25 protein-coding genes are annotated in these 19,675 nt (G+C 59.7%); 12 read left to right on the plus strand and 13 right to left on the minus strand.

What is annotated here, in order from left to right:
- Nucleotides 1-5: 5 nt before the first annotated feature.
- Complete coding sequence (locus ACR0D8_RS09780; RefSeq protein ID WP_480645937.1) at nt 6-221, minus strand: hypothetical protein; 216 nt, start codon at nt 219-221, stop codon at nt 6-8.
- Nucleotides 222-467: 246 nt separating this feature from the next.
- Here ACR0D8_RS09780 and ACR0D8_RS09785 point away from each other — a divergent pair, with 246 nt between their 5' ends.
- The 4 genes from ACR0D8_RS09785 to ACR0D8_RS09800 are packed head-to-tail and all read left to right on the plus strand — an operon-like array spanning nt 468 to nt 2,658.
- Nucleotides 468-1,331, plus strand: a complete 864-nt coding sequence (locus tag ACR0D8_RS09785; RefSeq protein ID WP_480645938.1) for an MBL fold metallo-hydrolase — start codon at nt 468-470, stop codon at nt 1,329-1,331.
- 32 nt (nt 1,332-1,363) lie between these two features.
- Complete coding sequence (locus tag ACR0D8_RS09790) at nt 1,364-1,786, plus strand: YeeE/YedE family protein (protein WP_480645939.1); 423 nt, start codon at nt 1,364-1,366, stop codon at nt 1,784-1,786.
- Nucleotides 1,786-2,217 carry a DUF6691 family protein gene (locus tag ACR0D8_RS09795; protein WP_480645940.1) on the plus strand — a complete coding sequence of 144 codons (432 nt, stop codon included), beginning with the start codon at nt 1,786-1,788 and terminating at the stop codon, nt 2,215-2,217. Before ACR0D8_RS09790 ends, ACR0D8_RS09795 begins: the two co-directional genes overlap by 1 nt.
- Before the next feature lie 9 nt (nt 2,218-2,226).
- On the plus strand, nt 2,227-2,658 hold the full coding sequence (locus ACR0D8_RS09800) for a protein tyrosine phosphatase family protein (protein WP_480645941.1): 432 nt from the start codon (nt 2,227-2,229) through the stop codon (nt 2,656-2,658).
- A gap of 8 nt (nt 2,659-2,666) precedes the next feature.
- On the opposite strand, the gene ACR0D8_RS09805 is transcribed toward ACR0D8_RS09800, so the two are convergent.
- The 5 genes from ACR0D8_RS09805 to ACR0D8_RS09825 form a co-directional block, all read right to left on the minus strand.
- The gene (locus ACR0D8_RS09805) at nt 2,667-3,776 is read right to left on the minus strand and encodes a FliM/FliN family flagellar motor C-terminal domain-containing protein (protein WP_480645942.1); all 1,110 of its coding nucleotides are present in this window, start codon (nt 3,774-3,776) and stop codon (nt 2,667-2,669) included.
- 77 nt (nt 3,777-3,853) lie between these two features.
- Nucleotides 3,854-6,532, minus strand: a complete 2,679-nt coding sequence (locus ACR0D8_RS09810) for an ATP-binding protein (RefSeq protein WP_480645943.1) — start codon at nt 6,530-6,532, stop codon at nt 3,854-3,856.
- Complete coding sequence (locus tag ACR0D8_RS09815) at nt 6,520-6,834, minus strand: hypothetical protein (RefSeq protein ID WP_480645945.1); 315 nt, start codon at nt 6,832-6,834, stop codon at nt 6,520-6,522. Before ACR0D8_RS09815 ends, ACR0D8_RS09810 begins: the two co-directional genes overlap by 13 nt.
- Nucleotides 6,831-7,211: a response regulator transcription factor gene (locus ACR0D8_RS09820; protein ID WP_480645947.1), complete on the minus strand. Its 381-nt coding sequence runs from the start codon at nt 7,209-7,211 to the stop codon at nt 6,831-6,833. Before ACR0D8_RS09820 ends, ACR0D8_RS09815 begins: the two co-directional genes overlap by 4 nt.
- A gap of 77 nt (nt 7,212-7,288) precedes the next feature.
- Nucleotides 7,289-8,584, minus strand: a complete 1,296-nt coding sequence (locus tag ACR0D8_RS09825) for a short-chain fatty acyl-CoA regulator family protein (RefSeq protein WP_480645949.1) — start codon at nt 8,582-8,584, stop codon at nt 7,289-7,291.
- 218 nt (nt 8,585-8,802) lie between these two features.
- Between ACR0D8_RS09825 and ACR0D8_RS09830 the strand changes: the two genes are divergently transcribed.
- From ACR0D8_RS09830 to aat, 4 genes are all read left to right on the plus strand, one after another.
- Nucleotides 8,803-9,339 carry a LuxR C-terminal-related transcriptional regulator gene (locus tag ACR0D8_RS09830; protein WP_475162297.1) on the plus strand — a complete coding sequence of 179 codons (537 nt, stop codon included), beginning with the start codon at nt 8,803-8,805 and terminating at the stop codon, nt 9,337-9,339.
- A 152-nt stretch (nt 9,340-9,491) separates the two neighbouring features.
- The gene (accB, locus tag ACR0D8_RS09835) at nt 9,492-9,995 is read left to right on the plus strand and encodes an acetyl-CoA carboxylase biotin carboxyl carrier protein (protein ID WP_480645952.1); all 504 of its coding nucleotides are present in this window, start codon (nt 9,492-9,494) and stop codon (nt 9,993-9,995) included.
- Between the two features lie 9 nt (nt 9,996-10,004).
- Nucleotides 10,005-11,354 carry an acetyl-CoA carboxylase biotin carboxylase subunit gene (gene accC, locus ACR0D8_RS09840; RefSeq protein WP_480645954.1) on the plus strand — a complete coding sequence of 450 codons (1,350 nt, stop codon included), beginning with the start codon at nt 10,005-10,007 and terminating at the stop codon, nt 11,352-11,354.
- Nucleotides 11,355-11,402: 48 nt separating this feature from the next.
- The gene (gene aat, locus ACR0D8_RS09845) at nt 11,403-12,035 is read left to right on the plus strand and encodes a leucyl/phenylalanyl-tRNA--protein transferase (RefSeq protein ID WP_480645955.1); all 633 of its coding nucleotides are present in this window, start codon (nt 11,403-11,405) and stop codon (nt 12,033-12,035) included.
- Here the strand turns inward: aat and ACR0D8_RS09850 are convergent.
- The 6 genes from ACR0D8_RS09850 to ACR0D8_RS09875 form a co-directional block, all read right to left on the minus strand.
- Nucleotides 11,990-12,358 carry a DUF2155 domain-containing protein gene (locus ACR0D8_RS09850; protein WP_475162312.1) on the minus strand — a complete coding sequence of 123 codons (369 nt, stop codon included), beginning with the start codon at nt 12,356-12,358 and terminating at the stop codon, nt 11,990-11,992. The genes aat and ACR0D8_RS09850 overlap by 46 nt on opposite strands.
- Nucleotides 12,355-12,807, minus strand: a complete 453-nt coding sequence (gene mlaD, locus ACR0D8_RS09855) for an outer membrane lipid asymmetry maintenance protein MlaD (RefSeq protein ID WP_475162316.1) — start codon at nt 12,805-12,807, stop codon at nt 12,355-12,357. The genes ACR0D8_RS09850 and mlaD overlap by 4 nt, the downstream gene beginning before the upstream one ends.
- Nucleotides 12,808-12,819: 12 nt before the next feature.
- Nucleotides 12,820-13,203 carry an NADH:ubiquinone oxidoreductase subunit NDUFA12 gene (locus tag ACR0D8_RS09860; RefSeq protein ID WP_475162320.1) on the minus strand — a complete coding sequence of 128 codons (384 nt, stop codon included), beginning with the start codon at nt 13,201-13,203 and terminating at the stop codon, nt 12,820-12,822.
- A 79-nt stretch (nt 13,204-13,282) separates the two neighbouring features.
- Entirely contained in the window at nt 13,283-13,657 is a 375-nt protein-coding gene (locus ACR0D8_RS09865) for a RidA family protein (protein ID WP_475162322.1), read from the minus strand.
- A gap of 63 nt (nt 13,658-13,720) precedes the next feature.
- Nucleotides 13,721-14,986 carry an ATP-dependent Clp protease ATP-binding subunit ClpX gene (clpX, locus tag ACR0D8_RS09870; protein ID WP_170332602.1) on the minus strand — a complete coding sequence of 422 codons (1,266 nt, stop codon included), beginning with the start codon at nt 14,984-14,986 and terminating at the stop codon, nt 13,721-13,723.
- Nucleotides 14,987-15,118: 132 nt separating this feature from the next.
- Nucleotides 15,119-15,751: an ATP-dependent Clp protease proteolytic subunit gene (locus tag ACR0D8_RS09875; protein WP_480645959.1), complete on the minus strand. Its 633-nt coding sequence runs from the start codon at nt 15,749-15,751 to the stop codon at nt 15,119-15,121.
- A gap of 341 nt (nt 15,752-16,092) precedes the next feature.
- On the opposite strand from ACR0D8_RS09875, the gene ACR0D8_RS09880 reads away from it, so the two are divergent.
- Entirely contained in the window at nt 16,093-16,434 is a 342-nt protein-coding gene (locus ACR0D8_RS09880) for an ArsR/SmtB family transcription factor (RefSeq protein WP_475162329.1), read from the plus strand.
- A gap of 15 nt (nt 16,435-16,449) precedes the next feature.
- Here ACR0D8_RS09880 and ACR0D8_RS09885 read toward each other — a convergent pair whose 3' ends face one another.
- Nucleotides 16,450-17,517, minus strand: coding sequence for a zinc ABC transporter substrate-binding protein (locus ACR0D8_RS09885; protein WP_480645961.1), 1,068 nt, complete (start codon nt 17,515-17,517; stop codon nt 16,450-16,452).
- A 92-nt stretch (nt 17,518-17,609) separates the two neighbouring features.
- Here ACR0D8_RS09885 and ACR0D8_RS09890 point away from each other — a divergent pair, with 92 nt between their 5' ends.
- The 3 genes from ACR0D8_RS09890 to ACR0D8_RS09900 are packed head-to-tail and all read left to right on the plus strand — an operon-like array spanning nt 17,610 to nt 19,629.
- Complete coding sequence (locus tag ACR0D8_RS09890; RefSeq protein WP_475162332.1) at nt 17,610-18,089, plus strand: Fur family transcriptional regulator; 480 nt, start codon at nt 17,610-17,612, stop codon at nt 18,087-18,089.
- A gap of 26 nt (nt 18,090-18,115) precedes the next feature.
- Nucleotides 18,116-18,835: an ATP-binding cassette domain-containing protein gene (locus ACR0D8_RS09895; protein ID WP_480646406.1), complete on the plus strand. Its 720-nt coding sequence runs from the start codon at nt 18,116-18,118 to the stop codon at nt 18,833-18,835.
- Nucleotides 18,835-19,629: an iron chelate uptake ABC transporter family permease subunit gene (locus tag ACR0D8_RS09900; protein WP_475162335.1), complete on the plus strand. Its 795-nt coding sequence runs from the start codon at nt 18,835-18,837 to the stop codon at nt 19,627-19,629. Before ACR0D8_RS09895 ends, ACR0D8_RS09900 begins: the two co-directional genes overlap by 1 nt.
- Nucleotides 19,630-19,675: the final 46 nt, after the last annotated feature.

Genomic DNA, 19,675 nt, shown 5'->3' on the forward strand with positions numbered 1-19,675 from the left:
GCGAGTCAGATCGGCAGATTGTCGAAACGCGCTTCCATCGCATCTTCGCACAATGCCGCATCCAGATGCCGCAGGCGCGATGGCACGTGCATCCCCTGCTGACGCATACGCTCGATCACTTTGCTTACGCTGGGCTGAAGTGCAAGACGGGTATCAAGACACGCATCCTTCAGCTTTTTCTCAAGCTGTTCGGCTTCGGAGTACAAGTTTACTGTTGTCATTTGCTTCCTCCCAGACGCGGTTCGTTTTTCCGAATATAAGTAACCGTTTTAAGACCTGCACAGAATAATCCGATTTCACGCGGAAACCCGCCTGCCCGGCCTGCGGTTTTGGCTGTACCGCGCAGATTGGTTAAATTTTACTCTGTTTAGAATTAACCTGCCTTGACCGGCATCAAATAACACAGTGTTGATTAGATCACATTCCGTAAATAATATATGTTCGGCAGCGCATCGACGGAGAGCCAGATGACACCAAAAGTGAAAGCGTTTTTTGATCCGGAGACCTTTACGGTTTCCTATATCGCGCAAGAGCCCGAAGGCGTCGCCTGCGCCATCATCGACAGCGTTCTGGATTTCGACCATGCTTCGGGGCGGACCAATACAGGGTCGGCTGATCAGATCATTGATTATGTTCGGTCAAACGGGCTCAGGGTCGAATGGATACTGGAAAGCCATGTTCACGCCGATCATCTTTCCGCGGCCCCGTACCTGCAACAGGAACTGGGCGGCAAGATCGGGATCGGCGATCAGATCGTCACCATCCAGGAAACCTTTGGCAAAATTTTCAACGAAGGGACCGAGTTCCAGCGCGACGGCAGCCAGTTCGATGCGCTGTTTCGTGAAGGCGACAGTTTCCACGTTGGCCAGATGCGCGGCGATGTCCTGCACACGCCGGGCCACACGCCGGCCTGTCTGACCTATGTGATCGGGGATGCGGCTTTTGTCGGCGACACCCTCTTCATGCCGGATTTCGGCACCGCGCGCTGTGATTTCCCGGGCGGATCGTCAGAGATGCTGTACGCATCCATCCAGAAGATTCTGTCGCTGCCCGATGAAACGCGCATCTTTGTGGGGCATGACTATAAGGCACCGGGGCGCGACGAGTTCGCCTGGGAAACGACGGTGGGAGAGCAGAAGGCGCTGAACGTCCATATCGGACAGGGCCGCTCAATCGAAGAGTTCGTCGAAATGCGCGACGCGCGGGATGCGACGCTGGCCATGCCGCGGCTGATCCTGCCGTCTTTGCAGGTCAATATGCGCGCGGGCCAGATGCCGCCCGCTGACGAGCAGGGCGACGTGTTTCTAAAACTACCCATCAACAAACTCTGACACGTCACAACCGGGTAATCGGAGAAGAGACGATGCAAACAGAATGGCTGTGGGGGCTGGCTGGCGGCCTGATGATCGGGCTGGGCGCCGCGATCTACCTTTTGGGAAACGGGCGCATCATGGGGGCCAGCGGTATACTGGGCGGTTTGATCGACAACAGTGATCGTTCGGTCGAACGGCTGAGCTTTCTGGCTGGCGTGGTCGGAGCACCGTTAGTCATCAGCCTTTTTCTGTCCGAGACCCCGCAGACCCATCTGACCAGCAACATTGCCGTAGTGGTTGTTGCGGGATTGCTGGTGGGCATCGGGACGCGCATTGCCAACGGGTGCACGTCAGGCCATGGGGTTTGTGGCATATCGCGCTTTTCGCTACGCGGCACTGTCGCCACCATCGTGTATATTCTGGCCGGAGCAGTCACCCTCGCCCTGTTGCGTAACGTGTGGGGGCTGATCTGATGCGTGTGATCATTTCCCTGATTGCCGGCTCATTATTTGGGGCGGGTCTGCTGATTTCTGGCATGACGGACACAACCAAAGTGCAGGGCTGGCTGGACGTATTCGGGGATTGGGACCCGACCCTGGCCTTTGTGATGGGCGGTGCGATCCTTCCCATGCTGGCTGCCTGGCGGCTGACTGCCAATCGCCGTCCCCTGATCGGGGGGCAGTTTCCAAAGCCGCCACGCGCCGAGTTGGACCGGCGTCTGATTCTGGGTTCTGTGATGTTCGGAATGGGCTGGGGGCTGGCCGGTCTCTGCCCCGGGCCGGCAATCGCGTCATTGACATACGGAGGATTGGGCGGGCTTGTTTTTCTGTTGGCCATGATGGCCGGAATGTATGCAGCGCCGACACTGGGTGCGCAACTGGACAGAGCCGCCAACGCGGCCTAAGCAATTGACATGGAGATTCGACAAATTACCCCCCGCTACGCCGTCTCACCGCAAATCTCGGTCGAAGACGTCCCAGCCATCGCGGAAGCCGGCTTTGTCAAGGTCATCTGCAACCGGCCAAATTCAGAAGTTCCGGCAGATATGCAGTCGGATCTGATCGGTCAGGCCGTACGCGCGGCTGGAATGGAGTATGAAATCCTGGAACTGACGCATCAGACCATGACGCCCGAAAATGTTGCACGTCAGCGGGAACTGTCCGAAAGCTGTGACGGGCCTGTTCTGGCTTACTGCGCCTCGGGCACCCGCTGCTCGGTCGTTTGGGCGTTGGGCCAGTGCGATCAGATGAGCACTGACGACATTCTAAGCGCGACGACAAAAGCCGGATACACACTGGACGCACTGCGCCCGACCCTTGAACAGGTTCGGAACTCCACTCGCTGAAACACCTGTTAGACCGGGCTTTCCCGGTCTTCTTCCGGCCGCGTCAGACCTGCAAGCTGTGAAATTTCGGCGACCATCTGTTCTGAATCATCGAAGTTGAGACCGCCGTCCAATTCGACCTGATCAGTCGGGACCAAGTTTGCCACCTCCGGTATCGGCTCTTCCGGTTCGGGCAGGTCCGGTGTTTCGAATGGTGAGGAAGCGGAGCGAGCCTCCAGAAAATCCTGCGCCTCGTCCTGGGACAAGGCAGGCAAAGGCGCATACTCGTTCAGCCGAACGGCGCGCATCCCACCGCATTGACCCAAACGGCCAACTGCGGTTCGGGAGCGGTCGATTGTCAGGATCTCAGCATGGTCCAGCCTGGCCCCGGTCAAGGGCAATACGTCCCCTGCCCCAAGGCCCGACAGCGATGCCAGCGGTAGGGTCATCCGGCAAATCACCGTATCCAGTTCAGCCCGCAAAACACCGGATGCGTGTTCGAGGTTCGGACCGGTTGCATCCTGCGCGGTGTCGGCCTCTTCAACCTCTGCTGCGCTTTCGGGCAGAAACACCGAAATCTGCCCCTGACGCAGACCGCCGCCCAGTTCCACGGTCAGATCAAACACCCGGTAGCTGTCTTCGACCATTGCCAGTGACACGGACCGCAGGTCAGGAAAGCGTGCTGCGTATTCGCACCCGGACAGACCGGACCGATCCGCTGGCGCATCAACCAACGCAACTGCCCGCGACAGAGCATCCTCTGCCAAAGGTGCCACCATGGCGGCATCCGTATCGGTAAAACCACGCGGCAAGGGCGTATCCGGCATGATTTCACCGATTGTCTGGACCTGAACAATCGCCGACACGGTGCCAAGATCCATGCAGATGGCGACCGGGGCACCATCATCGTTTTCGAACCGCAAGAACAGCCAGTCTTCCCCGACCGATTCCGTCAGGGCCGCAGGAGTGCGGCAGGACTGTCTGGCACCGATGACCGACAAGGCAAGCTGCAACCGATCACCCGCGGCCCGCGCAAACGCCAGCCGCAAGGCGCGCAGCGCGGAACGGGGTTTGTCGCCCTGCTCAGCCTGCCCGAAGGAAAGCTTACGCGCCAAAGCTGTGCTGCCCGTCTGCGTCATCCCCGAAACCACAATTCAATGCCATACATGGCATCCGGTCTAACCCGGCTCGGGTTACGATTGTCTTTACAGCCGCCTCACTGTGCCGCCTGCTGATACGCAAGCGGCAACCTGACACGGAAGGCCGCGCCGCCCTGACCGGGGAGATAGTCGATCTCTCCACCCAGGCGCTGCATGATCTCGCGGCAGATCGCCAACCCCAACCCGGCCCCGCCCGCCTTGTCCACGCCGACGCGGGCGAATTTTTCGAACACCATCGACCGGGCCTCGTGCGGTATTCCGCTGCCATTGTCGATAAAGTCGATGACAAGCTGCCCGCCGACATCATGCGCGGAAATTGTAAGAACCGGGTCTTCCGCGTCGCAATATTTCTGCGCGTTCGAGATCAGGTTGATAAAGACCTGACCAAGCCGGTCCAGATCCGTGTGCAGCGGGATGCGTTCCGACGCCTTTGTCCGCCGCACGGTCAGGCCCCGACTGGACCCGGCCAACGCGCTGGAAACCGCCCGGTCCAGTACCGAACGCAGCGTGTCGCCCCCGACATTCAAACTGACACGGCCGCTTTCCAACACGCTCAGATCCAGCAGATCGTCCAGCAATCGCGTCAGGCGCAGGGCCTCGTCATGGATAATCGCGGCGTAGCGCGTTTGCTCTGCGTCGCTCAGCCCGTCAGAATCGCGCATGATCTCGGAAAAGGCGCGGATTGAGGTCATGGGCGTGCGCAATTCATGGCTCACCTGACTGAGGAAACTGTCTTTCTGTTCCGAGATTTGCGTCAGCTTGGTATTGGCCTCACGCAATTGGCGGGCGGTTCGGCTGAGTTCGGCAGATTTGACTTCCAACTGGCTGGAATACTCCAGCAATTGGGCGGACTCATCGGCAACGGCCAGCAGGTCCTCGACGGAAACCGAGGACCCGCCCACGATCTGGCCGATCATCGCATGGGCCGTCGCCGCCCCGACCGAGCCGCTCAACTCACGTTCAAGGCGTTCCAGAAAAGCGGGCGTAGGCTCGGGCAGGCCGGATCGTCCGCCTTGCTGTTCCGCCTCGGCCTGAAAGAACTCCTGCGCCGGGCCCGTGCCCAGGATGCGCTGCGTCATGATCATCAGATCCTCGCTTTGCGCCACCGATCCGGTCCAGCCACGCAGTGCCATCGAGTGATCAAAGACATTGACGAACTGCGCGCCCTGCAACCGCTCAAGCGGGCTGGGGAAGCTCAGCAGCGACGCCACGCAAAACGCCACCGTGTTCAGCGATAGCGACCACATCACCGTGTGCACCATGGGGTCCATCCCCTCAATCCCGAACAGAGCCTGCGGGCGCAGCCAACCCAAGCCGAAGGGGCCGTTCTGCAATACCGTTTCGGGCATCAGGACGCCGCCCATTCCGGGCAGCAGCAACGTGTAGATCCACAGAAGAAACCCGACCGTCAGGCCAACCAGCGCGCCGGTGCGCGTGGCACCGCGCCAGAACAGCCCGCCGACCAGCGCTGGCAGAATCTGGGAAATCCCGGCAAAGGCCACAAGCCCGATTGATGCCAGCGCGGCACCGCCCCCGGACAGGCGGTAGTAGAAAAAGCCCAGCGCCATGATGACGGCAATGGAAACCCTGCGCGCGACGAGCACAACGTTACGCACGTCACCCGAAACCGACCCGGAACCTTCCTGTGTGCTCAGCCAGATCGGCATGACCAAATGGTTCGACACCATGGTCGACAGCGCCATTGCTGTTACGATGACCATGGATGTGGCCGAGGAGAAGCCGCCAATGAACGACAGCATCGCCAGCCAGTCGTTACCTTGTGACAAAGGCACTGTCAGTACGAACAGGTCGGGGTTTGATCCCTCGGGCAGCAGGTCCAGCCCGACAACCGCAATCGGAACGACGAACAAGCTCATCAGCAGCAGGTACAGAGGAAAAGCCCAGGCCGCGGTTCTCAGATGCGCTTCATCGGCGTTTTCCACGACCATGACCTGAAACATACGCGGAAGGCAGATGAAGGCCGCCGCGGACAGAAAGATGAATGTCGTCCACCGCCCCGCGTCCACGTTCCATTGCCCAATTTCCGAAGCGTCAATGCGGTCCATCATCGGACCAATTCCGCCGGCGATCCCCCAGACGACGAAAATGCCGACGGCCAGCAAGGCAAACAGCTTCACCACGGATTCCACCGCAATGGCGGTAACTACCCCATGGTGGCGTTCATTTGCATCCAGGTTTCGCGTTCCGAACAGGATCGCAAAAACCGCCAACCCGGCCGCCACCCAGAACACGCTGGAGCCTTCGCGGTAGAGACCGGACGGGTCAGCCTCGGCAAAGATCGAAAAGGAAAGGGTGATGGATTGCAGCTGCAACGCGATATAGGGCGTTCCCCCAAGCACCGCCAGAATGGTCACGCAGATCGCCAGCGTGTTGGACTTGCCGTAGCGTGATGAGATCAGGTCAGCGATCGAGGTCACGCGCTGACTGCGCCCGACGCGCACCAGCTTACGCAGACCCCACCACCAGCTGAGCATCACCAGCGTGGGGCCAAGATAGATCGTCACGAACTCCAGCCCCGACCGCGCGGCATTTCCCACGGCGCCGTAAAACGTCCAGGCCGTGCAATAGATCGACAGGGACAGGGTGTAGATCAGTGGTGAGCGCAGCCAGGCCCCCCTGCCCGCCGCCGCCATCCTGTCTGCGGCAAAGGCGACGCCGAACAGCAACACCACATAGCCAAGGCAGACCAGGATCAGGACGTTCAGCGTGGCCATCGTTCCGCATCCGGCTCGGAGTCGTCACCCGCCGCCAGACGTCTGGCGGCAAATCCGAATATAAGGCTGGCCACGATCAGGGCCGCCCAACAGGCAAAGATGTAGAAAATCGCCGATGACAACGGAACGCCATCCGGACTGCTCCGACCATCCGGCCACAGCAACGGAATTGCGATCAGCGCGGCCCCCAGTATCGGCAACAGGCGCGCGGCATCGGTCAGCCTGCGGCGGCGGTAACTTTGGCGCTCCAGAAAAAGCGAAGGCCGGATGCCTGGCGGCTTGCGGTCCTCGCCCGACGTCATGACCGCGTCGCCTGAGCGTGCAGATCGCGCACCGCTGTCAGCATCTCGGCGTTGGAAAACGGTTTGGTCATAAAGCGGCTGACACCGGCGTTTTCAGCCATCTCCCGGTCTCGCGACTGGCCCCGGGCAGTCAGCATCAACACGGGCAGACCCTGCATGTCATCCAATTCGCGCAGGTCGCGCAAAATTTCCATCCCGCTTTTCCCCGGCAGCATCACATCCAGAATAACAAGATCGGGGTTGGCCCCCTGAATGACCCGCAGCGCATCCGAACCCTCGGCATGCGTCTCGACCTGCCAACCCTCACGCGTCAGCAGGAACCGAATGGCCTCAGCAATGTTCGGCTCATCCTCAATCAACAGAACCCTGCGGCTCATAATTTGCATTCCTCCCCTGACGGGTCACCCATCCGTCAACCTGTCGCCGCCAGCTTACGCGCAGTGTCAGGAAACTGTCAAAAACCTTCACTCAGAATCGAAGGCTCGCGACGGGCTTCGCAATCGCTGTTGGGACAAACCCGACAGCTGGGGCCAACCCTGGCCAGAGCCTGACCGTTCTGCGCGACGTCTTCGACCGAACGCACCAGCATGACCGACCGGTACACTGGCCCGTCATCATAGCCCGAGACGGTCTGAGGCCACGCATAGGCATAACAATCAAAGACAGCCGCTGTTCGCCCAAGCTGTATGATGCGCTTTCGGATCGGGACCAGCGGCCTGTTCAGGGCCTGAAACAACGGCCACAACGGGCAGGCTTCGCCAAATCGGGGCATTGCAAATCCCGGCGCCGATTTGGTGAACAGGATGCTGCCGGATGCATCGCATACCACCAAACCTGTGGGGCGGGACAAATAGCCCTCGGGCAGCGCGGCAAGCCGGCGCAGGACCGACGCGACATCTACCGAAAATGTTGCGGCCAGTTTCAACGGGTCAATCTCACCCCCGTTCAGCGTCGCTTTCATCTCTTCCAGAGGCATGGCGCTGGCGTCCGCGGCATAGATGTCCAGAAAATCGCGGGCCAGGGATCTGGCCGTTGGCGATTCAAGTTCGGTCAGGTCGATATCCTCGACGCGCCCGCCCTCTTCAATTCCGGGAAAATGGTGCCCGTTCGCGTCAAAGAAGGCTTCGACATCCTCCAGCGGGACCCCACGGCGATCGTCGGCGGAATCGCTGTCATCCAGATAGGTGACCAGAGATTTGGAACTGTCGGCCAGACGTTCGGCATCCTGATGCAGGTTGCGATGGAACCGGTCCTGCCATTCGGGCTCAATCTCCTGCGTTTCCGCAAGGATCGCCGCGGTGGAACGAATCGCAGCGGCGGTTGACAGAACTTCGTGCATCGAGGCCGCAAGATGGGGGTCATGGGTCAGCCGGTCGGACAATGTCTCGACCGTGCGTTCCAGGGACACCACCCGTCGGTGCATCTGGACAAGCACGCCCGCCCAGCCGGGAAAACGGCCGGCGAATTCCTCAAGCGCGTCCACCTCGGCCTGCTGGCCCACCGCGTCAACGGCAGCTTCACGCAGCGCCGAGATCAGCGTGGCCTCGATGCCCTGCGTCAGAACGGATGGCTCAACCTCAAGCGCAGCAGCGATATTGACCAGCAGTTTCCCCCCGATCCTGCGGCGGTTATGTTCGATCAGGTTCAGGTAGGACGCAGATATTTCCACCCGGCGCGCAAGTTCGGCCTGCCGCATGCCGGCGATCTGGCGTCTTTCCCGAATTCGGCTGCCTGTCAGCGTATCGCGCATTTGCTTGCCTCTTTCCTGTCGCAGCGACCCTTTAAGAGTATCACCACGAGTTTTCAGAACTCCTGTTGTATTTCTAGTGGTTAAGCCGTGATTTTCATAGTCGCTTTACAAGCTTAACTGCCCCCAGACCTCTTCGACGCGAACCATGTCCCTGCCCGCCGCTCAGATTTTACGCACCACCCCTTCTATTTTCACCGAATTCCCTGCACGATGGCCGGATGAGCGACCCCGCGTTTGAATATGCGCCTATCGGACTTGTTGAGTTGGAAAACCGGATCATCCGGCGCTGCAATCTGCAATTTGCGCGCACTTTTGGCGGCGAGGCCGGGGATTACCGCAACATGCCCCTTCTGCATCTTTACCCGTCGGTTGCCGACTGGGAGCGGATCGGCGCGCGCAGCCTGCAGGTGATGCGGGACACCGGATATTACACGGACGAACGCGTCATGCGGCGCAGAAACAGCGATCTTTTCTGGTGCCGGGCACGGGGACGCTCCCTGACCCCTGATGACCCGTTCCGTCATGGGATTTGGAGCTTTTCCGACATCTCCGAAGAACGGCCGCTTGTCGAACTCACAACGCGCGAGCGCGAGGTCGCCATCCTGTCCTGCCGGGGCTTGTCGGCCAAGGAAATCGGGGCCGAACTTGGGCTTAGCTATCGCACGATCGAAGCCTACCGGGCGCGGCTGCTGGAAAAATTCGGCGCGCGAAAACTTCCTGAACTGGTGGCGAAACTTTCCGGAATGCCGCTGTAACGCCATTTGCCCCTAGGAATATTGGGTGAAACCCCCATCTGACAGCCCGAGACTGCGCTTTTCATGGCCGGACGCATGGCTTATAACGCTGCGTAATTAAACCAAAGCCCGCATGACACAGACGGGCCAAAGGGGAACCGTCGAGGACACTCATGACAGACACCAAACACGAAGCGGATGTGGCATTCATCAAGGCACTGGCCGAATTGCTGCGCGAAAACGACCTGACAGAGTTGCAGGTCAAACGCGAATATGGCGAAGAAGACAGCCTGAACGTGCGCGTCAGCCGTATGACGCAGGTCGCGCCTGCTCCGGTTCAGGTGGCCGTTCCTGCGGCGGCACCTGCTGCCGCGCCGGCGGCACCTGCTGCTGCCCCCGCTCCGGCCGAAGCGCCTACCGCCGTCGAAGATCCGGCCAGCCACCCCGGTGCCGTAACCTCGCCCATGGTCGGCACGGTTTATATGCAGCCCGAACCGGGCGCGCCCGCGTTCATCTCGGTCGGGGCGTCGGTGTCCGAAGGCGACACGCTGCTGATCGTCGAGGCGATGAAAACCATGAACCACATCCACGCGCCGAAATCGGGTACCATCAAGCGTATCCTTGTGGGTGACGGCGACGCGGTTGAATTCGGCACCCCTCTGGTCATTGTTGAGTAAGGCGCGCCCATGTTCGACAAGATCCTGATTGCCAACCGAGGCGAGATCGCCCTGCGCGTGATCCGCGCCGCGCGCGAGATGGGGATTAAGACGGTTGCCGTCCACTCCACCGCCGACAGCGACGCGATGCATGTGCGCATGGCGGATGAATCGGTCTGCATCGGCCCCCCGCCCAGCCCGCAAAGCTATCTGTCTGTGCCTGCGATCATTTCAGCCTGTGAAATCACCGGTGCGCAGGCGATCCATCCGGGCTACGGCTTCCTGTCCGAAAATGCCGAGTTCGTGCAGATCGTCGAAGACCACGGCATCACCTTTATCGGCCCCACCGCGGAACATATCCGCATCATGGGCGACAAGATCACCGCCAAGGACACGATGAAGGAACTGGGCGTGCCTTGCGTTCCGGGCTCGGACGGTGGTGTTCCCACGCTGGCCGAGGCCAAGCGCATCGGTGAGGAATTCGGCTATCCCGTCATCATCAAGGCCACCGCCGGCGGCGGCGGGCGCGGCATGAAAGTCGCGATGAGCGCCGATGAGATGGAAAGCGCCTTCATGACCGCGCGGGCCGAAGGCAAAGCCGCCTTCGGCAATGACGAGGTCTATATCGAGAAATACCTGACCACGCCGCGCCACATCGAAATTCAGGTCTTTGGCGACGGCAAAGGCAAGGCGGTCCATCTGGGCGAACGCGACTGTTCGCTGCAACGTCGCCACCAGAAAGTCTTTGAAGAGGCTCCCGGTCCCTGCATCACCCCGGAAGAACGCGCCAAGATCGGCAAGGTCTGCGCCGACGCTGTGGCCAAGATCAACTATATCGGCGCGGGCACCATCGAGTTCCTGTACGAAAACGGCGAGTTCTATTTCATCGAAATGAATACACGCCTGCAAGTGGAACATCCGGTGACCGAAGGTATCTTTGGCGTCGACCTTGTGCGCGAACAGATTCTAGTGGCCGCGGGCGAGGACATGTCGTTCGGTCAGGACGATCTGGTGATCAACGGCCACGCCATCGAGGTGCGGATCAACGCGGAAAAGCTGCCCAACTTCTCACCGTGCCCGGGTAAGATTTCAGCCTATCACGCGCCGGGCGGTCTGGGTGTGCGGATGGATTCCGCGCTCTATGACGGGTATTCGATCCCGCCCTATTACGACTCACTGATCGCCAAGCTGATCGTGCAGGGCCGCGACCGGGACGAGGCGCTGGCGCGTCTGGAACGGGCTTTGGGTGAGTTGATCGTGGACGGAATCGACACCACGGTTCCCCTGTTCCATGCCCTTTTGCAAGAACCCGATCTTCACAGCGGTGACTACAACATCCACTGGCTGGAGCACTGGCTTGCGGAGAATATGGCCGATTAATACGGAACGGTCGAAGGGCAAACGCTCTTCGACCCCCGGGCATTCCAGATGAGCCTTTCACCGGAACTTTTGCTTCATGGCTACTCCATCGGAATTTTTCCGATGGCTGAACATCGCGACGATCCGGAACTGTTCTGGGTCGATCCCAAATTTCGCGGCGTATTCCCACTGGACGGCTTCCACGTCTCTCGCAGTCTGGCACGTCGCATTCGCAATTGCGGGTTCTCCGTCACCATCAATCAGGACTTTTCCGGTGTGGTCGACGGCTGTGCGGATCGCGCGGATACATGGATCAATTCCGAATTGCGGGACTTGTATCAGCAACTCCATCAGACCGGTCATGCCCACTCGTTGGAGGTGCGTGAACAGGATGTCCTGGTCGGGGGCGTTTACGGGGTGACGCTTGGCGCTGCGTTCTTTGGCGAAAGCATGTTCTCGCGCCGGACGGATGCATCAAAAATTGCTCTGGCCTACCTTGTGGACCGCCTGCGGGAAACCGGATTTCAACTGTTTGATACGCAGTTTCTGACCGCCCATCTGGCTTCGCTGGGCGCGATAGAAATTCCGCGCACGCAGTATCGGATTGAGCTTGAAGAGGCGATCAACGCCAGCGCGGATTTCGCAGCCCCGCTGGATCAGTCGCCCGAGGGCGTGATACAGCGGATCACCCAGACGTCATAGCGGGCATGGTCCAACGCATTCAACGCCGGGGACGTGGCGATCATCCAACCGTCAAATAGTTGATCTGATTTACCTTTCTCCCAGATCGTCAGATATGCAAAGGCATCTCCCGTCGGGTTGTCTGCCGGATAGCGGCAATCGCCCAGCGCCACGTCCAGGCCGAAAATCTCTCCGGTTTCGCCGTTCTGCATTTCGACATCGACGGTCTGACCATTGACCTTGTCCAGCCCCCGCAGCATCGCGCCGGGACCGGATTGCACCTTTTGCTGCGCCGATGCACCTGTCGCGGCCAGAATCGCCGCCATCAGGACCAGCCGCTTCATTCGCTTCCGTCCCCGGCTACAAATTTGACCAACAGCGAAATCAGACTGACCGCGCCCTGCGTGTCTTCGACCTGATCTCCGGCCTCGAAATAGAATGGTGACCCGCCGGGCATCACTTCGACAAAGTTACCGCCCAGCAGACCTTCGGAAGAGATCACGATGGCGCTGTCATCAGGCACCAGAATGCCCTCTGAAATCGAAAACGTTGTGTCCGCGCGATAGGTATCAGGGTTCAGGGTAACGCCGGTGACGGTTCCGATCTTGACACCCGCTAGCCGCACATCCGTGCCGACACCGACGCCTTCCAGCGACCGGAACGACGCCCCGAGTTCATACCCCGTGCCATTCTGCGACAAACCGGTGGACTGGCTTGCATAGACACCAAACGCTAGCGCGCAGGCCAAGACGGCCCCGCCGACAAGAACTTCGGTTACATTATAGGTCGACATTGCTCGCCTCGTTTATTCCGGGCTCCAGGCTTCGTAATCCTTGCGATCGACCGGGTCGGGACGACGCAGGGACCCCGCGGGCGTATAAGCCAGCGCTGTGCCCGTCAGATTTTCCTGATGTGGTTTTTCCCAGGATTTATGCGGCAGTGGCTTGTCTGTCGGCGGCTCGTCCCAGGTGCGGTGCAGCCAGCCGTGCCAGTCCGGGTCGATCCGGCTGGCCTCGGCCTCGCCGTTGAAAATCACCCAGCGTTTGCTGTCATCGGCAGTGCGGTAGAACACATTGCCCTCATCATCCTCACCGACCTTGACGCCCTTGCGCGCGGTGTAGAACTGCGTGTTCAGAGTGGCCCCGTTCCACCAGGTTACCGCCCGCAAAAGACTGTTCAGGATACCCATCGGCTGCCTCCGGCATTTCTGTTCCCGCAGATATGGACCAAAGGCACGCCAAGGTCCAGTGTCACAAGGACCGCAGTCACTATTTGGGCAAAGCTGCGGTAACTTCGATCTCGATGCGATCCTTTGGGGTAATAAGATTGCATTCTGTCACCGTGGCAGCGGGCGGGTTGGCACCAAACGCTTCAACCAGCAAAGGCCAGCACGCCTCAAACTCGCTCATATCGGGAAGGTAGTAGTTCACCCTGACAACATCGGCAAAGCTTGCACCAGCTTCCGCCAACGCTTTCCCAATTGCCTCAAGCGCCGATTGGCACTGACCGACGATATCGTCTGGGATGTCATCACCCTGAGCACAGGTTCCGGCAACAAAGACGAAACCGTTTGCAACCACAGCTCGGCAATAACCGACCTTGGCCTCATATTCGCCGCCCGATGAAATGCGTTTGATTGCCATCACATCCCTCATAAGAAAACGGCGCGGTTGATACCGCGCCGCATGTTTCCAGATTTTCCGATCTTATCCGGCTGAAGCGGATTCCGCTGCATCCGCATAGATGATCAAAGGCTGTTTGTCAGAGGACACTGCCTCTTCGTTTACCACGACCTCAGTCACGTTCTTCATGCCGGGCAGTTCGAACATGGTATCCAACAGGATGTCTTCGAGGATCGAACGCAGCCCGCGCGCACCGGTCTTCCGTTCGATGGCCTTCTTGGCAATCGCCTTCAACGCATCGTCGGTAAAGGCCAGTTCGGCATCTTCCAGCTCGAACAAGCGCTGATACTGCTTGACCAGAGCGTTCTTGGGCTTGGTCAGGATGGTGACCAGCGCGTCTTCGTCCAGATCTTCCAGCGTCGCCAGAACCGGCAGACGGCCGACGAATTCCGGGATCAGGCCGAATTTCAGCAGGTCTTCGGGCTCCAGGTCCTTGAAGATTTCGCCCACACCCCGTTCATCATTGTCCCGCACGTCCGCGCCAAAGCCCATGGCAGAACCTTTGCCGCGCTGCGCGATGATCTTGTCCAGGCCGGCAAACGCACCACCGCAGATGAACAGGATGTTTGTCGTGTCCACTTGCAGGAACTCCTGCTGCGGATGCTTGCGCCCGCCCTGCGGCGGAACGCTGGCCACGGTGCCTTCCATCAGCTTCAGAAGCGCCTGCTGCACACCCTCGCCCGATACGTCGCGGGTGATCGAGGGGTTTTCGGACTTGCGTGTGATCTTGTCGACCTCGTCGATATAGACGATGCCGCGCTGCGCGCGTTCGACGTTGTATTCGCTGGCCTGCAGCAGCTTGAGAATGATGTTTTCGACGTCCTCACCCACATAACCGGCTTCGGTCAGGGTGGTTGCGTCGGCCATGGTGAATGGCACGTCCAGAATCCGCGCCAGCGTCTGCGCCAGCAAGGTCTTGCCGCAGCCGGTCGGGCCGATCAGCAGGATATTCGATTTCGCCAGCTCAATATCGCTGCCCGCCTTTTGGGCGTGGTTCAGGCGCTTATAGTGGTTGTGTACCGCAACCGACAGCACCCGCTTGGCGGTGGCCTGACCGATCACATAATCGTCCAGAACTTCGCAGATATCCTTGGGCGTCGGCACCCCGTCGCTGGACTTCAGCCCGCTGGCCTTGGTCTCTTCGCGGATGATGTCCATACACAGTTCGACGCACTCATCACAGATGAACACGGTCGGGCCAGCAATCAGCTTGCGCACCTCATGCTGGCTCTTGCCGCAGAAGCTACAGTAGAGCGTGTTCTTGCCGTCACCGCCTGAATTCGTCGCCATGTTCTACCTTTCGGGCTTCTTCCCTGCGGCCCGGTCGGGCCGCGCTTGCCGCATGTTGGTGCAGCTTAGGCCAGCACCGGGACGGCTACAATCTCAAAATGCGCCCCGCGCCGTTGACGCGGGGGCTAAAACTCAGGCGTCGTCGCCGTCCATTTTGGCACGATTTTCGACGATTTCGTCGATGTGACCCCATTCCTTCGCTTCTTCCGGGCTCATGAAATTGTCACGATCCAGCGCCTTTTCAACCGCCTTTTTGGTCTGGCCGGTATGACGGACATAAATATCGTACAGACGATCCTTGAGCTTCTGCGTCTCGGCCGCATGAATCATGATGTCACTGGCCTGACCCTGATACCCGCCGCTGGGCTGGTGAACCATGATGCGGCTGTTGGGCAGCGAGAATCGCATCCCCGTTTCACCGCCGGCCAACAGGACAGACCCCATCGAGGCCGCCTGACCGATGACCAATGTGGAACATTTTGGCTTGATGTACTGCATTGTGTCGTAGATCGACAGGCCGCTGGTCACGACGCCACCGGGCGAATTGATATAGATCGAGATTTCCTTGTTCGGGTTTTCCGCCTCAAGGTGCAGCAACTGGGCGACGACCAGATGGCTCATGCCGTCATGGATCGGGCCGTTGATGAAAATGATCCGTTCTTTCAGAAGGCGCGAGAAAATATCATATGCGCGTTCGCCCCGGCTGGTCTGTTCGACGACCATGGGAACAAGTGTATTCATATATGTATCAACGGGATCGAACATGAGAAACCTGCCTGTTTTGCGATGGGTCGGGACATTACCCGAAGAAACGTTACCCGAGTCTTAGTGTCGCCACCGGGGGGCTGCAAGGGGGGCCGATTACTTCCTGCACTGCCGGTGCGCATTAACACGTGACCATCCGTGATCACGGGTCTGCGATCCTGGCCTTGCACTGGCAGAATGGCGCTATGGGCACTAATTATGGTAAGTTCCCCTTTTCCCATCACGGCATTTTGATTCATGCATATAGAGATACATGGTCAAAATATGAAACCGCCAAGACTGCTATTGCGGACCCGACAACGGAAACACGCGCCCGGTTCCGGGCTGATAAGGAAAGAACGATGGCCCTTCCCCAGCTTTCGCAAGACATGTCCCCCGAGCAATTCGACAAAATGGTTGGAAACGCGACCCGTGCCTCGAATTTTCTAAAGGCCATCAGCCATGAAGGCCGGCTGATGATCCTGTGTCATCTCGTTTCCGGCGAAAAATCCGTTACCGAACTCGAAGAACTGTTGTCCGCCCGGCAGGCGGCCGTTTCCCAGCAACTGTCCCGCCTGCGCCTTGAAGGTCTGGTGACGCCCCGCCGCGAGGGCAAGGCGATCTTTTACCGTTTGGCCGATGATCGCCCGCGCCGCATGCTCGAAGTGGTTTACGAGCTGTTCTGCAACGATGACGAGGCCTGACCGCCCGTCCCCAAATCACGAACCGCTTGCGCAGCTTTGATAACTGTTGGCCAATCCACGCAACAAATCCGCGTATTGGCCTACGCCCGGATCAAGGTCCACACCGATCGGGTCCAGTTCAAAGATCGTCGCGCCGGATCCCTCGATCGCCGTTTCCACAAGCCGCATGTCATATTGCGGTTCGGCAAATGCGCAGGTGATATTGTCCTCGGCCACTTTTTCCTGCAACGCCGCCAAACGGGCCGGACCGGGGGCCGCAGCATCGCCCAGGCTGACCGAGCCTGACGTTTCCAGCCCGAACCGCTTTTCGAAATACTGGTAAGCGTCGTGGAAGGTAATAAAGCGGCGCGCCTGCATGCCATTCATGCCTTCGGCAATCTCGTCCCGCAGTTCAACCAGTTCCGCATCCGCAGCCTGAGCATTGTCGCGGTATTGCTGAGCGTTCTCAGGATCTGCCTTGGCCAGAGTATCTGCAATCACATGAACCCAAACGCGCGCGTTTTCCGGGTCCAGCCAGGCATGAGGGTCTACGCCTTCGTGATCATGTCCGTGATCGTCATGCGCATGGGAATCGTCGTGTTCGGCCTCGGCGTGATCGTCGTGGTCGTCATGACCGGCGTGGTCTTTGTGGTCGCCGTCATGATCCGCATGGTCCTCGTGGTCCGCGTGATCTTCGTGGTCGGCATGATCCTCATGGTCGTCATGTTCATCATGTTCGTCGTGATGGTCGTCCGCGGCCACGTCCCGAAACTCATAGAGCGCCGTTCCATCCGCATCCAGCAACGCGACGTGCTGAGCATCCGCTGACAAGGCGCCAAGGGGTTTGGTCATCCAGGGGGTCAGTTCCTCGCCAACCCAGAATACAACATCCGCCGATTGCAACGCGCGCGCCTCGGATGGGCGCATTGCATGATCGTGCGGCGACGCGCCGGGCGGAATGATCAGATCAGGCTCACCCACACCCGACATGACCCGGGCGACCAGCGAATGAACGGGGGCAATATCGGCGGCGACGTTCGGGGTTTCAGCGGCGGCATGGCTGGCGACACCGACGCCAATCACACAAAGGGCAGATCGTATCATATGCGCTCCGGGATGATATGTTATTACATTATGCGCCCGCTTGATAAGCCCCACGTTATAACATATCAAGCGCAAAATACGCGGAGCCCTCTATGAGCACAGTTGGATTCAGACAACACGACCACACGCATTGCGTTCACACGGCGCTGGCTCAGGCCGAGGCGAAGTGCAAAGCGCAGCGGTTGCAGTTCACGCCCGTCAGGCGGCGCGTTCTTGAGATTCTGCTGGAAAAACACCGGGCCATGGGTGCGTATGACATCCTGAGCGTTTTGTCCGCCGAAGGCATGGGCTCACAGCCGCCCGTCGCATACCGCGCCCTGGATTTTCTGGTGCAGAATGGATTCGTGCACCGCATCGAACAGCTCAACGCCTACGCCGCCTGCGCGCACCCAACCCACGACCACGTTCCGGCCTTTCTGATCTGCCGCTCCTGCAAGGCGGTCGCGGAAACCGAGACCGAGCTGACTCAGGGCCGTCTGGGCGCCGCGGCGAATACCTCGGGGTTTCGGATCGAACGGGTTGTTGTCGAGGCCGAAGGTCTGTGCCCCGAATGCGTCGGATCACAACCGTGAAGAAAACGCTCATATCCCTGAACGACATGTCCATTCGTGTGGACGGCAGAACCATTCTGGAACGGGTGAACGCCTCGGTTTGCGAAGGCGAGATCGTCACGATTGTCGGCCCGAACGGATCGGGTAAATCGACCCTGCTGCGCGCCATGATTGGAGCGGTGTCCCCGGCCGCGGGCGACGTCCAGCGCGCTGCGGGCCTGCGCATCGGCTATGTGCCTCAAAAGCTGGCGCTGGACGCGGCCCTTCCTTTGACCGTGCAGCGTTTTCTGGGGCTGCCCCGGCGTATATCCGCCCGCGATGCAATCAACGCGCTGGAGCTTGCCGGCGTTCCCGATTTGCGCAACCGGCAGATGACAAAGCTGTCCGGGGGTCAGTTTCAACGCGTTCTGCTGGCGCGTGCCCTGCTGGAAAACCCTCGACTTCTGCTTTTGGACGAGGCGACTCAGGGCCTCGACCAACCTGGTGCAGCAGCCTTCTATCAACGCATTGAACAGGTTCGCCGGGACATGGGATGCGCGGTTGTCATGGTCAGCCATGACTTGCATGTCGTCATGGCGGCTTCGGATCGCGTTCTGTGCCTGAACGGCCATATCTGCTGTGAAGGATCCCCCCGCACGGTGGCCGACGCGCCCGAATATCGCGCCCTGTTCGGCAGCGGCACCAAGGGAACCATGGCTCTGTACCAGCACCAGCACAGCCATTCACACGATCACGATCACCACCACGCACAGGACAAGACGCACTGATGCTGGACGATTTCATGGTTCGCGCCGCCCTTGCCGGGGTTGGCGTCGCGGTTGCGGCAGCCCCATTGGGCTGTTTCGTGGTTTGGCGCCGGATGGCTTATCTGGGCGAAGCAACAGCGCACGCTTCGGTGCTGGGCGTTGCCTTTGCGTTGGCGTTCTCACTGCCGCTTTTACCGGCCATCATCGCCTCGGCGCTGGCGATGGGGATCACTGTAACCCTTTTGCGCGGCAAGGGGTTTGCAATGGACACGTTGCTGGGTGTCATTGCCCACACGGCGCTGGCTGCCGGTCTGGTTACGGTTGCTCTGTTGTCGGACGTCCGGCTGGACCTGAACGCGTTTCTGTTCGGCGACATTCTCGCAGTTTCAAAAAGCGATCTGGTCACGATCTGGGGCGGTGGCCTGCTGATCCTGACAGTGATGATCTGGCGATGGTCCGCGCTGTTGGTCGCCACCCTGAATCCGGATATGGCCTATGCCTCGGGCATTGATCCAAAACGCGAAGAGATGTGGCTGACGCTGGCCATGGCGCTGGCAGTTGCCGTTGCAATCAAAGTCGTTGGCGTTCTGCTTATTGCGGCATTGCTGGTTATTCCGGCAGCTGCGGCGCGATCCCTGGTCAGGACCCCGGAAAGCATGGCGTTTTTTGCAGCCGCGATCGGATCTCTGGCGGCATTGGCAGGGCTGGGTGGCGCGTATCTCGCGGACACACCGGCCGGCCCCAGCATTGTCTGCGCAGCGGCTCTGGCCTTCGTTGTAACCGCTTTGTTCGGGCCGCTGATCCGCCGCGATTAACACCGGTGCAAAGCTCTGGTTCCCTTTTGGAAAAACTGCTACGCAA

The sequence above is a fragment of the Ruegeria sp. BG10 genome (assembly GCF_056538575.1).